This is a genomic window from Pseudomonas sp. N40(2020), assembly GCF_014472415.1.
GTDB lineage: Bacteria > Pseudomonadota > Gammaproteobacteria > Pseudomonadales > Pseudomonadaceae > Aquipseudomonas.
On record NZ_JACSZV010000014.1, the window covers coordinates 1 to 12,595 of the forward strand.

Consider the following 12,595-nt stretch of genomic DNA (forward strand, 5'->3'; position numbering starts at 1 on the left):
TAGTCCATTACTGTGTCCCATGACTAACTCGTCGTATCGTTTTGTCAGTCGGGCATCTAGCCCGGTCATTTGATATCCATGCCGTCCTTTTATAGACCAGGATCGGGAGATGTGTAGATACCAATGCCCATCGCTGGCAAGCCAGCGATGAGGCCAGTGCAACCCCCTCAAAACATCAGCCCGACTACTGAACCAACTGATTGATCTCAATGATCGGCAACAACACCGCCATCACAATCACCAACACCACCCCGCCCATCACCACAATCATCAGCGGCTCAAGCAACGCCGTCATGCCCATCGCCCGTCGTTCAATATCGCGAGACAAGGTCTGCGCCGCGCGTTCAAGCATCGGTGGCAGCGAGCCGGTTTTCTCGCCGCTGGCAATCAAGTGAATCAACACCGGCGGGAACACATTCTCCACCCGCAACGCCGCCGCAAGGTTCACGCCTTCACGCACCTTGGCGGTGGCATCGCTGACGCTCAGGCTCAAGCGGTCGTTGGACAAGGTTTGCCGCGCCGCTTCCAGCGCCCGTAACAACGGCACCCCGGCGCCGCCGAGAATCGCGAGCGTCGAGGCGAAGCGCGCGGTGTTCAGCCCCAATATGAAACGCCCGAACAGCGGCAACTTCAGCACCCGATGATGCCAACTCAGGCGCGCCGCCGGATTACGCAAATACAAACGCCAACTCCAGAACGCCCCGGCCATGACCGCAGCACACAACCAGCCCCACGCCCGAATGAAATCACTGGCGGTGAGCATCGCCAGCGTCAGCCCCGGCAAATCCTGCCGCGCCTGGGAAAACGCACTGACCACCTGCGGCACCACGTAGCTGAGCAGGAAGATCACAATGCCGATCGACACCAGCCCGACCACGCCCGGATAGATAAACGCGGTGAGAATCTTGCCGCGCAAATTGTTGCGCTCCTCGATGTAATCGGCCAACCGCTCCATCACCTGCGCCAGATCGCCGGACTCTTCCCCCGCCGCGATCAACGCCCGGTAGATCTCGGGAAAATCCCGTGGTCGCGCGGCCAGCGATTCGGCCAGTCGCATGCCGCTGCGCACGTCAGCACGCACGGCGCTGAGGGTGTGGGCGATGTGCTTTTTCTCGGCCTGCTCGACCGTGGCACTCAACGCCGCTTCCAGTGGCAGACTGGCGCCAAGCAGGCTCGCCAGTTGCCGCGTGGCCCACGCCAGATCGTTGTCCGAGAGTTTCGCGCTGAATAATCCACCGCCGCCATGCTGGGCGACGTTGCTTTCCTTTTGTACCGACAACGCTGTCAAACCGCGCCCGCGCAAGGCACTGAACGCGGCCGTCTGACTCTCGGCCTCCAGATGCCCGGACTCGATCTTGCCGGTCGCGTCGGCGGCTTCAAAACGATAGCGATTCATCAGGCGTCCCGTGTCACACGCAGAATTTCTTCAGGCGCGGTGGCGCCGCTGCGAATCCAGCGCTCACCGTCCTCGCGCAGGCTGAACATCCCGGCCTTGGCGGCGGCCGCGCGCAAGGCCTGCTCCCCTGCCCCTTGGTGAATCAGCGTGCGGATGTCGTCGTCGATGCAGAACAATTCGTGAATGCCGGTGCGACCGCTGTAACCGGTGTGATTGCACGCCGCGCAGCCGACCGGCCGCCATGTACCGGGCGCTGCCGGGTCTTCCTGTTTGCATTGATTGCAGAGTCGGCGCACCAGTCTTTGCGCGAGCACGCCGAGCATCGACGACGCCAACAGAAACGGCTCCACGCCCATGTCGATCAAACGGTTCACCGCCGACACCGCGTCGTTGGTGTGCAGCGTCGCCAGCACCAAGTGGCCAGTCAACGAGGCCTGCACGGCGATTTGGGCGGTTTCCAAATCGCGGATCTCGCCGATCATGATGATGTCCGGGTCTTGCCGCAGAATTGCCCGCAGTGCCAGGGCAAAGGTCATGTCGATCTTGGCGTTGACCTGAATCTGGCTGATGCCCGGCAGGTCATATTCCACCGGGTCTTCCACGGTGAGGATGTTGCTGGTGCTCGCATCCAGCCGCGCCAGCGCCGCGTAGAGGCTGGTGGTCTTGCCGCTGCCCGTGGGGCCGGTGACCAGCACGATGCCGTGGGGCTGGCGGATCAGGTGATCGAGCTTGGCCAGCACCTGCGCGTCCATGCCGAGGGTTTCCAGATGCAAACGCCCGGCCTGTTTGTCGAGCAGACGCATCACCACCCGCTCGCCGTGACCGGTAGGCACAGTGGAGACACGAATATCGATCGGCCGACCCGCCACGCGCAACGCGATCCGCCCATCCTGCGGCAGGCGTTTTTCGGCGATATCGAGCTGCGCCATGATCTTGATCCGCGACACCAGTGCGCCGTGCAACGCCTTGCGCGGCGAGACCACGTCGCGCAGGGTGCCGTCGACGCGGTAGCGCACCACCGAATGGGTTTCGAACGGCTCGATGTGAATGTCACTGGCCTCGTCCCGTGCGGCCTGGGTGAGCAAGGCGTTGATCATGCGGATCACCGGCGCGCCGTCCTGGGTGTCGAGCAGGTCGGTGATCTCCGGCATGTCCTGCATGAGGCGGTCGAGATCGACTTCGTTTTCTGCCGCGCCGACCACCGCCGCGGCGCTTCCGGTGTCGGCGTAAGCGCTGGCGAGCAAGCCATCGAGTTCATCATCGCGCACGCGCTCGACCGTCGCCGCACCGAACTGCCGGCGCACTTCGCTGATCGACCAGCCCGGTGTCGACGGGCACACCGTCAGCACCCCGTCGCGCAGCAGAATGCGTTGGGCCTTGGCCCAGGCGTATGGCAACGAACTCATCTCAAGCCCTCCCCAACGCGAATGATCTCCCCCGTGGCAATACGATCCCCTGTAGGAGCTGCCGCAGGCTGCGATCTTTTGATCTTTGGCCGTTTGGGTCCGTCGAAGAGCAAGATCAAAAGATCGCAGCCTTCGGCAGCTCCTACAGGTCCGTTTTCCAAATCAAAGGGCGATAGCGGAGTCATTGGATCGGCACTGCTTTGATGGTTGCGCGTGGGCCAGAACTCGGCACCATCGCAGGCACACCCTGCGCCGCCGCAGGCAACTGCGGCGCCTGCATATCGGGCATCGCCCAGCTGCGTTCCGGTTGCAAACCACCCTGTGCGCGGCGCATGAAGTCGTAGCGATTCAGCGTAATGCTGCGCCCCGCCTCGCTGTCGCGAATGATGTACGGGCGCAGGAACACCATCAGGTTGGTCTTGCTGATCGCTCGCCGTTCGTTGCGAAACAGCGCGCCGATGCCCGGAATGGTCGACAGCCACGGCACTGCGTCATTGCTCTGGCTGTAGCCATCCTGCAGCAAGCCGCCGAGCACCATGATCTGGCCGTCATCGAGCAGGATGCTGGTGTCGATCGCACGTTTGTTGGTGACGATACCCGCCGAGGTCGAACTGGCGGAGGCGCGTTCGTCAATGCTGCTGACTTCCTGATAGATATCGAGCTTGACCGTGCCGCCCTCGGAAATCTGCGGACGCACGTTGAGCTTCAAACCCACCTCTTCGCGGGTCACGGTCTGGAACGGGTTGTTGCTGGTGCCGCCACCGCCGGTGACGTAGCTGCCGCTGACAAACGGAATGGTCTGGCCGACGAAAATACTCGCCGCTTCGTTGTCCAGCGTCAGCAGATTCGGCGTCGACAGCACGTTGGTGCCGCCCTTGCTCTTCAGCGCTCGCGCCAACACTTTCAGATCAAGAATCTTGCCGATGCCGGGAATATCGACCGTACCGTTGACGTAGCCGAGGTTCAAACCCTGCGGCAGCGCATCAATGCTGGTCTTACCGCTGAGATTGAATCCGGAACCACCAAGATTCGCGCCACCAATCACGCCATTGCCACCCAGATTGCCGGTCTGCCATTGCACACCGAATTCGCTGGCATCGTCCTCGCCGACTTCGACGATCAGACTTTCGATCACCACTTGCGCACGGCGCTGGTCGAGCAAGTCGATGACTTCACGCAGGTTGCGATACAGCGGCTCCGGCGCCGAAATCAGCAAGGTGTTGGTGGTCGCGTCAGCTTGAATCGTCACGCCGCCTGCGCTGAAGGCGACGTTCTGTTCGCTGGCCTGAGTGCCGCTGCTGCCGGTTGGGCTGCTGCCCTGCGCATAACTGCCGCCAGTGCTGCCATTGCTGGAGGTGGTCGAGGTCGTGCCGCTGGTTTGCGTGCCGCTCTGAGCGCTCGAACCGCCATTGCTACCGTTGCTGCCCATCGCACTGAGCACCGAACGTGCACTGTCACTGGTGCCGCTGTCGCTCTCGCCAGTGAGCAAACCGCGCAACGCCTGCGCCAGTTTTGCCGCTTGCGCGTTACGCAGATACACCACATGCAAGTTGCTCGGATTGCTTTGCGCGTTGTCGAGTTTGTAGATCAGATTGCGCGCCAGCTCAGTACGTTCGGGGCTGCCCGCGCGGATGATGATGGTGTTGGAACGCGGATCGCCAATCACGGCGATTTTCTGCGTCGGGTCGTTGCCCGGTGCGTCCAGCAAATCGGCCACCATCGGTGCGATGTCAGCGGCAATGCCGTTCTGGATCTGCACCACATCAGTGTCGATTGCGCTCTGGGTGTCGATGCCCGCGATCAACTGCGCAACCCGATTGAGGTTCTCGGCGTAATCGGTGACGACAATGGTGTTGTTGCCGGGGTAAGCGTTGATCGGGTTGTTCGGCGAGACGATCGGGCGCAGCACCGGAATCAGGTTCACCGCGTTCTCGTATTGCAGGCGAAACGTGCGGGTCAGCATGCCATTGCCGGCCGGTTTGTCCGCGTTATAGATCGGCCCGCCAAGCAGTTTCGCGTCGGCCTCCGGCACCACCTGGGCGACGCCACCGACATCGACCACGGCAAAGCCCTGCATGCGCAACGCCGACAGCAGCATGTCGTAAGCCTGACGCGCCGGCACCTGCCCTTCTGAAACCAGCGTCATGTTGCCTTTGACCCGTGGATCGACCAGAAACTGCTGGCCGGTCGAGCGCGACAACGCGCGCACCACCGCTTGAATATCGGCATCGACGAAATTCAGCGTCACCGGTTGCTCGCCCAGTGGATTGCTCGGCAATGTGGTTCCACGAGCAGCGCCACCGCCACGGCTGCGCTCGGTGATGTTGTGCAATTGCTTTGGCGCCGGCCGCGCTTGAGCCTGCGCCCGCTCGCGGTCGAGTACCGCATCACCGCTGCGCTGAGTGTTGGCCAGCGGCCGGCCGAGTTCGCTGTCGACCAGCAACGGCGGCTGATTCTGCGGTGTGCTGGTGTTGCTGCACGCGCTCAACGCCATCAGCAGCATCGGCAGTGCCATGCGTACCGGTTTGGATCCTGACCCCTTCATGAAGCTTCCTTAGCGCCCAGCGCCTGATCCATGCGAACGGTGCCTGACAAAGTGCCGGCAGTGACTTCGGTCGAAGCGTTTTCCACGCGTTGCAGACGGGCCTCGACCACTTGCAGAGAAAGTTGCGACGGCTGGCTCAGCAGCCAGTCGAGTACTGCGTCGGCTGGCGCGGCGTCGAAGGTCAACTGCCATGAACCGGCATCCGCCGCCTGTAATTGATAGTGCCCAGCCAGACCACTGGCCTGCAGGGTTTGCTCCAGTGACTGGCCAACGCTTTGCCCGTTCGGGCGCACGCTGACGTCACGCAGCAGCACTTCCAGCGCTTCGGTCTGGGCGCGCAACTTCGGGGTTTCGGTTTGCCAATAGCTGATTTTTTTCAACGGTGGCTGGATCAGCGCAACCCAGATCAGCAAACCGAGCAGCGCGACTGCCATGCCGCCGACCATGCGTTTCTCACGCAACGCCAACGGCTGCCAACGCGCCTGCAACTGACTGTTGAAGCGCTGCCAACGGGCGCGGTACATCGCAAGCGCGGCCTTATTCATCGTCTGCCTCGCTGCTGTTGTCTTGGTTTTCACTGGTGCTGGCTTCAGCGGCCGGACGTAAGGTCCAGCCATCGTCATCGGCCGTCACGCTGATCCCGGCCTGGGTCAGGGTGCTTTGCCAATCCTTGTCATTGCCGGAGCGACGGGCATCGCTCAACAGGCTCAGTTGCAACGTCCCGTCGACATAGGCCAGACGCTCGACGCTACCGGCCATGAACGGCATGCCGGTGCCCGCCTGCAACACCAGGCGACTGAAGTTCTGCGCCGGATCATCGACCGCGCCTTGCTGCCGCGCCGCCAATTGCTGGCGGGCCTGCTGCAGCGGATTGAGGATCACCGGCAACTCGGGGAACGCCTGCTTCACCCGTAGACTCATTTGCGTCTTGAGCTGCTGCCCCTGACTGGCTTCGCGAGCCGCATACAGATTCAAACCGATCACCCACACCGCCACGGCCAACGCTGACAACCCGAGCGCCCGCCCCCAACCACGATGTTCCGTGCCTTGCTGTTCAAGCGCACCGTGCAGGCCCCAACCCGGTACCGGCCCGGTCCAGCGCTGGGCTTCGCTCATCGGCAGCTCGGCACCCGGTGGCGGCTCAGCACCGATCCAGTGCAGCGTGACGCCCGGCTCCCACAGCGTGTTGTCGACGCCTTCATCAAACAACGGTTGCACCCGCGCCGATTGCAGACTTTCGCGCAGCAACAGATGGCCGTCCTGCACGCACGCGACAAGGCCCGGCAGCACCGGCAAGCTGTAGGCCGCCGGGTACAAACCGCGCAGGTTCAGGCCGGATTGCTTGAGTAGCTGCGCAAGGTGCAGCAAGTGTTGACGCGGCGCCCACGCAATCTGCACCCGCCCCGCTTCATCACGCGGACTGTGGGCGATGTGCATCTCGCTGCTGTTGCCGAGCATCAGCGCCTGCGCCGCGCATTGCACCGCTGCTGCGGTCTTATTGGCCGGCAGCGGCGGTAAATCGATACTCGCCACGAGGCTGTCCGCCGGGTGCAAAAAACACAGCAACGGCGGCTGTTTCGGCATCTGCCCCAACTGCGCCAATGTCAGCCAGTCTTCACGGCTGACCTGGCCCTGACGATCCAGCCATGCGCATTTCACCGTGCTGTCCAAGTCCAGTTCCGCCAATGGCGGCAGCGCAACCCTTAACTGAGTCATACGCCCACCCGCGACCAGATCACCTGCGGCAAACGATCCTGGCTTCGATGCAACAACGCCTCGAGGCTGACCCGGCGCTGCTCGCGTCGCGCTTCACCGCGCAGGCGAAACCAGTCGCTGGTTATGCCGACCTTGACGCTGCTGACTTCCAGATTCGGCATGCGCAAACGGTTGACGACGTCGCCACGGTTGATGAACCAGCGCCCGGCGTCGCGCTCATTGATCAACGCCTGCGCGCGCTCCAGCGACAGCCCCGGCACATACGCCGCCAGGACGGGCGCGGTGGCCGTGTTGCCGTTGACCCAGGTGGTCGCGGGAATCACCGTCAGGTACGGCGCCAGTTTGCCGATCACCGCGTCATTCACACCGTCGACGCTGCGCAAATCATCGAGACTGCGCAGCATCGGCAGCGTCGGATTTTGGGGTTTGCGTGAGGCATTGGGCGATGTGGCCCGACCGCTGTCGAAGCCGTTGTTGTTCTCGGCCATCTGCGGATTCAACAGTCGCGGGTACGACTCGATCACCCGCTGACTGATTCGCTGACTCAAACCGGCGCTGACCCCGATCAACTCGCACAAACGCTGAAACGCCTGCACCTGCGACTCATCGACACGCTCGTTGGCCACCAGATTGCGCAGGTTAAACTTGCCCTGCTCGTCCTCCAGCCGCCCCTCGAAACCCTGCGCCACCAAGCGCTGCGCCCACGGCTGATCGAGCCGGGTCAGCGGATCGCGCTGGCGTGCGTCCCACAGCAACTGACGGCTGATCTCCAACCCGCCCTGCACCACCCAACGCCCCTGCACACGCTGTTGATCGGCCTCCAGCGCACGGGTGGAAACGCTCTGGCGCGTCAACATACCCGCCGCAATCACCGCCACCACGGCGGCAATCAGCAACGCGCTGATAATCGCCATGCCTTGCTGCTTCGCCCCATCAGGCGAACGTCTGTTCATGGCCGGCCTTACAGCTGCCAGGAACCGATATCGGCATTGACGCCGTCGCCGTCCGGCTGACCGTCGGCGCCGAGCGAGAAAATGTCGATCTCGCCGTTGGCACCCGGATTGAGGTACTGATAAGGACGGCCCCACGGATCATTCGGCAGACGCTCCAGGTACGAACGCCAGTTGCTGTTCTTCGCATCCGCCGGCCGCTCCACCAGCACCTTCAAGCCCTGATTCATGCTCGGGTAAGTGCCGTGGTCGAGGCGATACAGCTTCAAGGCCTGCATCAAACCGCCAATGTCCTGCTTCGCCGCCGTCGCTCGCGCCTGATCCGGCCGGTCGAGCACCTTGGGCACCACCATCGCCGCCAGAATCCCCAAAATCACCACCACCACCATGATCTCGATCAGGGTAAAACCCTGCTGCCCACGGGGCTTGCGGGGCGACTGCTCAGGCGGTTTGCACGGTGCGATATCCATCTCGACATTCCTTTGGCTTGATTCGATTCGACGCGCAGTGTTGCAAGAAGATATGTCAGGGATGTTGAAAATCCTCGGGAGTTTTCGTCGTCAAGCCGTCAAGGACGGGGGTTAGCGTCGAGGGCTGTGCTTTGGTTTTGGGCCATTTATGCGTGCGCGTTCGCGAGAAGCGGGTTTCACCCTGATTGAAGTGCTGGTGGCACTGGCGATTATTGCCGTGGCGATGTCGGCGGCCGTGCGCGTGGCGGGGTTGATGACGCAGAGCAACGGGGTGTTGCGGGATCGCTCGATTGCGCTGATTGCGGGGCAAAGCCGCATGGCGGAGTTGCGGCTGGAGGGGCGATTGCCGATGGGGATGAAAGCGGTGGAGTGTGATCAGGGCCGACTATTGCTGCGCTGCGAGCAAGTGATTGGGGCGGCGGAGAATGGGCGGTTGCTCAAGGTTGGCGTGCAGGTGTTTGACCGGAGTCAGGATGCGCCGCCACTGGCAAAACTCGAAACCCTACTCACCCGCCCCCTGTAGGAGCTGCCGCAGGCTGCGATCTTTTGATCTTGTTTTTCAGGATCAAAATCAAAAGATCGTCCAATCGCGGCCCGAGCCTGCGGCAGCTCCTACAAAGATATCTCAGGCAGCAGAAACAGCGCATGTGCCAGCGCCATCGCCATCGCTGGCAGGCCAGCCCCCACAAGTTTCAGCGTCGTACACGACATCTGCGATCAACACAAAACCCTGTGGGAGCGAGCCTGCTCGCGAAGGCGCCAGAATGAACACCCGATTAGTCACCAAGTGATCCCGACACCCGCATCACCCCGGCAATTGCAAATTATCCAAGGCCCGATTCACCGCCAGTTCGCCCAACATGATCAACTGCGCAATCCCCAACAACGCCCGACGCTGCGACGCCGGTAACAGGCTGGCGACGTTCTGCGCGATGGTTTGGGCCGAAGCGAGTGTTTCACTGGCATCGATCAGCAGTTCTTCATTCTTGTGGTCCGCCGTCACCGCATACATCCCACGGCTTTTACGTGGCGGCGGCGTGGAACCGGGCGGACAAAGGTAATGGTCGAGCGCGCGGTCTGCGGCTTCGTGGAGTTTTTTGGAATCGAGGGATTCGTAGGGGGAAACCGAGTCGGTTTCGGGCGGGTTGGGTGTTGGTTTGATCATGGTGAAACTCCTTGATGACTGGAGCCGCCACCGTTCGCGGTCAAACAAACAGGGTGGCAGCTGTACGCGGGTTGACCGACCGGACATCAAGGAATCCGGCACACCCGAAGGTGTCCCACGCACAGCCACCGCGACATGATTTCAGACAATGCCTGAACACGTGCAGAACGCTGGCGCGCCTTGATATTGGGCGGACGGTCAAATCCGATCGCTGATTCGTCAGCGACCGCACCACAATAGAACCCGCCCCCAAGGCGCACAAGCCGGCGGATTCTGGCGTAGCTGTAGGCAAAGGCGCAAGGATATGTAGCCTGAGAGAGTGTCTGGAGATGTCTTTTTAAACGTTGGTGTTTATCGAGACCTAATGCGCCACCTCCCCCCTCAACTAGATCCGTCCCATTACCCGCAGTACCAACCTTCGAGCACTCATAGCTGAGCATAGGCGGCTTCAAAATCATTGAGTGCTCGGTCCACTTTGTATCGAAGCATCAGCGATGCGGAAAGCTTCACCATTGCTTCAAACAAGACATGCCCTGATTGAATCTGGCATTGACCAACACATTTACCGGCGTACTCGCCAGGTTCATACGCGTAAACAGTGTAAAAAACCCTGCCTGACTCCTCACGACTCAACCCCGCCGTGAGATGTGTGACAGAGCTATCCGTCTCTGGGGGCTCAGGTCGTGAAAACTCCAAGACATCATCGAACGGAATGAACATCGCTGAAGCGGACATCACAAATAGACTCGCGATATCTAACGCCTCCTCAACGCTTTTGAGCTCAGGCGTGGCGTACTCGTGCTCAAGAAAATTTCGCATATCGACAACTTTACGCAACAGACTTGGCGCCAATAACCCAAGCGCCCTCACTCGCTCGATCTTCTTCGGCACGTTCCATCTAAGTGATGGATAGCCAAAAGAGATCAGCAGCTGATCAAGCTCACCGACAATGGCTCGTTTCACATTAGTCGTTGCGTTGACAAGCGCTGCCAATCCCCCCCGCTCAAAATCCTCTTCTGCCAAGGTCAAAAATTCTATTGGTGAAATTTTCAGATCCGTCATACCAAAATCACCACCGCCCAACGCCACTCCACTTTTGCTCATGTCAAATCCATGAGCGACGCAAAACTCTTTGATTTCCATCTCACCTCCTGGCTAATTGACGGCTAACAGGCATACGTTGGAAATTAGTGTATCAGCGACAATTCAACTTATTCGGCCGATTTGAGTAGTTGGTCTGCGTGCCCTAGGTATGCTCTTGGGGACGGATTTATTCTTTCAGAAAATGAGTAGTCCCTAATTTCTCCGGGCGCGATGCCGAAAGCAGCGATAAGGTGGGCGGCGCTTGCCGAAGGCCAGGAAAGAACAATCACAATCCCCCGCAATCTTCCGCCGGGTATCCGGAGTTTTTGTCGAGTTAGAAATCGACTGAAGGAACTGTCAAATGAAGGCTTCAACCCTCGTACTTGTCGCACTTTATTGCATGGGTATCAGCGCAGCGTTTGCCGATGGCTCACAGGCGCCGAACGACAAGCGTGGGCCAGCCGACATAGTCGTCGGTGAGCGTTTGGCTGCGGCCAAGTCGAAGCTCGTCAAGCAAGGATGGAAGCCGACGCGGATGCACACCACCGACGGTTATGAATACAGTGGCGTGGAGAAGGAGCTGGCTGCACGCAAGTTCTTCGAACTGGATACCTGCTCGTTTGATAGCTCGCGCTGCATCTTGTACTACTCGAAGAAAGGCGCTTGCCTGCGGGTCGATACCATCGGTGAGCAGTTCAATGACATGACGGTGACTCGATGGACCCGCGAGTGTCCTGAAGCGCCTCAATAACCACGTAAAACTTAACCGACCCGCTCCCACAGGTTTCAGCGACGAACACAATGTCCGTGACCAACACAAAACCCTGTGGGAGCCAGCCTGCTGGCGATAGCGGATTATCAGGCAGCAGAAACAGCGTATCTGCCATCGCTGCCAGCCCTACTCCGCATCACCCCGGCACTTGCAAATTATCCAACGCCCGATTCACCGCCAACTCACCCAGCATGATCAACTGCGCAATCCCCAACAACGCCTGCCGCTGCGACACCGGCAACAGGCTGGCGACGTTATGGGCAATGGTTTTGGCCGAAGCGAGTGTTTCACTGGCATCGATCAGCAGTTCTTCATTTTTGTTGTCCGCCGTCACGGCATACATCCCACGGGTTTTACGTGGCAGCGGCGTAGAACCAGGCGGACAGAGGTAATGGTCGAGCGCGCGATCGGCGGCTTCGTGGAGTTTTTTTGAGTCGAGGGATTCGTAGGGGGAAACCGAGTCGGTTTCGGGCGGGTTGGGTGTTGGTTTGATCATGAGTGAATCTCCAAATCATAGAAAAGGAGCCATCATCTTTCGCTACCAAACGAAGGGGTGGTGGCCATACGAAGGTTGGTAGACCGGTGACTTGGAGAACCGGCGCGCCCGAAGACGCCCTGCGCATGGCCACCATAAATACACAGCCCCAAAAAGGCCTGTATCGGGTGACGCTCTGCGCCAAGTCTAAGCCGGGCTACCAAACCCGATCGCTGATTCGTCAGCGACCGGACCACAATAGAATCCAACCCAAAAGCGCACAAGCCGGCGGATTCTGGCGTAGCTGTAGGCAAAGGCGCAAGGATGTGTAGCCTGAGAGAGTGTCTGGAGATGTCTTTTTAAACGTTGGCGTTTATCGATGCCTCATTGCGTCACGTCGACCTAGATAGATCCGTCCCTTCGCCCTCCCTTTTCGACTCGTTAATATTTACAGTAATGGGGACGGATTTATTTAGCGCAGAAGTTCGGCCGAATGGGTTCTTCCGTCATTTGCTGCGATCATCGAAGTTGTAGATAGCCGGATCCCGTTTGTTGCTTGCGAATTCGAAACTGAGCCAGATGCCCCCAAACATCTCCGATTCGTAGCGGGATTCAGT

Annotated in this window: 12 protein-coding genes; 2 read left to right on the top strand and 10 right to left on the bottom strand. The window is 60.2% G+C overall.

Annotated elements, in window-relative coordinates; all coding sequences use genetic code 11:
- Positions 1–184 precede the first annotated feature (184 nt).
- From gspF to gspG, 7 genes are all read right to left on the bottom strand, one after another.
- Entirely contained in the window at positions 185–1,396 is a 1,212-nt protein-coding gene (gspF, locus tag IAI51_RS11395) for a type II secretion system inner membrane protein GspF (protein ID WP_187678575.1), read from the bottom strand.
- Entirely contained in the window at positions 1,396–2,802 is a 1,407-nt protein-coding gene (gspE, locus tag IAI51_RS11400) for a type II secretion system ATPase GspE (RefSeq protein WP_187678576.1), read from the bottom strand. Before gspE ends, gspF begins: the two co-directional genes overlap by 1 nt.
- Positions 2,803–2,983: 181 nt before the next feature.
- A complete protein-coding gene (gspD, locus tag IAI51_RS11405; RefSeq protein ID WP_187678577.1) occupies positions 2,984–5,347 on the bottom strand; it encodes a type II secretion system secretin GspD in 2,364 nt (787 codons plus the stop codon).
- A complete protein-coding gene (gene gspM / locus IAI51_RS11410; protein ID WP_187678578.1) occupies positions 5,344–5,892 on the bottom strand; it encodes a type II secretion system protein GspM in 549 nt (182 codons plus the stop codon). The genes gspD and gspM overlap by 4 nt, the downstream gene beginning before the upstream one ends.
- A complete protein-coding gene (gene gspL, locus IAI51_RS11415) occupies positions 5,885–7,063 on the bottom strand; it encodes a type II secretion system protein GspL (RefSeq protein ID WP_187678579.1) in 1,179 nt (392 codons plus the stop codon). The genes gspM and gspL overlap by 8 nt, the downstream gene beginning before the upstream one ends.
- The gene (gene gspK / locus IAI51_RS11420) at positions 7,060–8,016 is read right to left on the bottom strand and encodes a type II secretion system minor pseudopilin GspK (protein ID WP_187678580.1); all 957 of its coding nucleotides are present in this window, start codon (positions 8,014–8,016) and stop codon (positions 7,060–7,062) included. The genes gspL and gspK overlap by 4 nt, the downstream gene beginning before the upstream one ends.
- 8 nt (positions 8,017–8,024) lie before the next feature.
- The gene (gene gspG / locus IAI51_RS11425; RefSeq protein ID WP_187678581.1) at positions 8,025–8,483 is read right to left on the bottom strand and encodes a type II secretion system major pseudopilin GspG; all 459 of its coding nucleotides are present in this window, start codon (positions 8,481–8,483) and stop codon (positions 8,025–8,027) included.
- Positions 8,484–8,631: 148 nt separating this feature from the next.
- Between gspG and gspI the strand changes: the two genes are divergently transcribed.
- Positions 8,632–9,006 (top strand): type II secretion system minor pseudopilin GspI, encoded by a 375-nt coding sequence (gene gspI, locus IAI51_RS11430; protein ID WP_187678582.1) that lies wholly within the window; start codon positions 8,632–8,634, stop codon positions 9,004–9,006.
- Between the two features lie 282 nt (positions 9,007–9,288).
- Here gspI and IAI51_RS11435 read toward each other — a convergent pair whose 3' ends face one another.
- Together IAI51_RS11435 and IAI51_RS11440 are read right to left on the bottom strand one after the other, a co-directional pair.
- Positions 9,289–9,648, bottom strand: a complete 360-nt coding sequence (locus IAI51_RS11435) for a DUF6124 family protein (RefSeq protein ID WP_187678583.1) — start codon at positions 9,646–9,648, stop codon at positions 9,289–9,291.
- 426 nt (positions 9,649–10,074) lie between these two features.
- Positions 10,075–10,791: a hypothetical protein gene (locus tag IAI51_RS11440; protein ID WP_187678584.1), complete on the bottom strand. Its 717-nt coding sequence runs from the start codon at positions 10,789–10,791 to the stop codon at positions 10,075–10,077.
- Positions 10,792–11,092: 301 nt separating this feature from the next.
- On the opposite strand from IAI51_RS11440, the gene IAI51_RS11445 reads away from it, so the two are divergent.
- Positions 11,093–11,482, top strand: a complete 390-nt coding sequence (locus tag IAI51_RS11445) for a hypothetical protein (protein ID WP_187678585.1) — start codon at positions 11,093–11,095, stop codon at positions 11,480–11,482.
- A 157-nt stretch (positions 11,483–11,639) separates the two neighbouring features.
- Here IAI51_RS11445 and IAI51_RS11450 read toward each other — a convergent pair whose 3' ends face one another.
- Positions 11,640–11,999, bottom strand: a complete 360-nt coding sequence (locus IAI51_RS11450) for a DUF6124 family protein (protein WP_187678586.1) — start codon at positions 11,997–11,999, stop codon at positions 11,640–11,642.
- Positions 12,000–12,595 lie beyond the last annotated feature (596 nt).

What these genes read in the sequence shown, in the direction of transcription:
- gspM (WP_187678578.1), bottom strand. Translation starts at nt 5,892, where the DNA reads ATGAATAAGGCCGCGCTTGCGATGTACCGCGCCCGTTGGCAGCGCTTC.
- gspK (WP_187678580.1), bottom strand. Translation starts at nt 8,016, where the DNA reads ATGAACAGACGTTCGCCTGATGGGGCGAAGCAGCAAGGCATGGCGATT.
- gspL (WP_187678579.1), bottom strand. Translation starts at nt 7,063, where the DNA reads ATGACTCAGTTAAGGGTTGCGCTGCCGCCATTGGCGGAACTGGACTTG.
- IAI51_RS11435 (WP_187678583.1), bottom strand. Translation starts at nt 9,648, where the DNA reads ATGATCAAACCAACACCCAACCCGCCCGAAACCGACTCGGTTTCCCCC.
- gspE (WP_187678576.1), bottom strand. Translation starts at nt 2,802, where the DNA reads ATGAGTTCGTTGCCATACGCCTGGGCCAAGGCCCAACGCATTCTGCTG.
- IAI51_RS11440 (WP_187678584.1), bottom strand. Translation starts at nt 10,791, where the DNA reads ATGGAAATCAAAGAGTTTTGCGTCGCTCATGGATTTGACATGAGCAAA.
- gspF (WP_187678575.1), bottom strand. Translation starts at nt 1,396, where the DNA reads ATGAATCGCTATCGTTTTGAAGCCGCCGACGCGACCGGCAAGATCGAG.
- gspD (WP_187678577.1), bottom strand. Translation starts at nt 5,347, where the DNA reads ATGAAGGGGTCAGGATCCAAACCGGTACGCATGGCACTGCCGATGCTG.
- gspG (WP_187678581.1), bottom strand. Translation starts at nt 8,483, where the DNA reads ATGGATATCGCACCGTGCAAACCGCCTGAGCAGTCGCCCCGCAAGCCC.
- gspI (WP_187678582.1), top strand. Translation starts at nt 8,632, where the DNA reads ATGCGTGCGCGTTCGCGAGAAGCGGGTTTCACCCTGATTGAAGTGCTG.
- IAI51_RS11445 (WP_187678585.1), top strand. Translation starts at nt 11,093, where the DNA reads ATGAAGGCTTCAACCCTCGTACTTGTCGCACTTTATTGCATGGGTATC.
- IAI51_RS11450 (WP_187678586.1), bottom strand. Translation starts at nt 11,999, where the DNA reads ATGATCAAACCAACACCCAACCCGCCCGAAACCGACTCGGTTTCCCCC.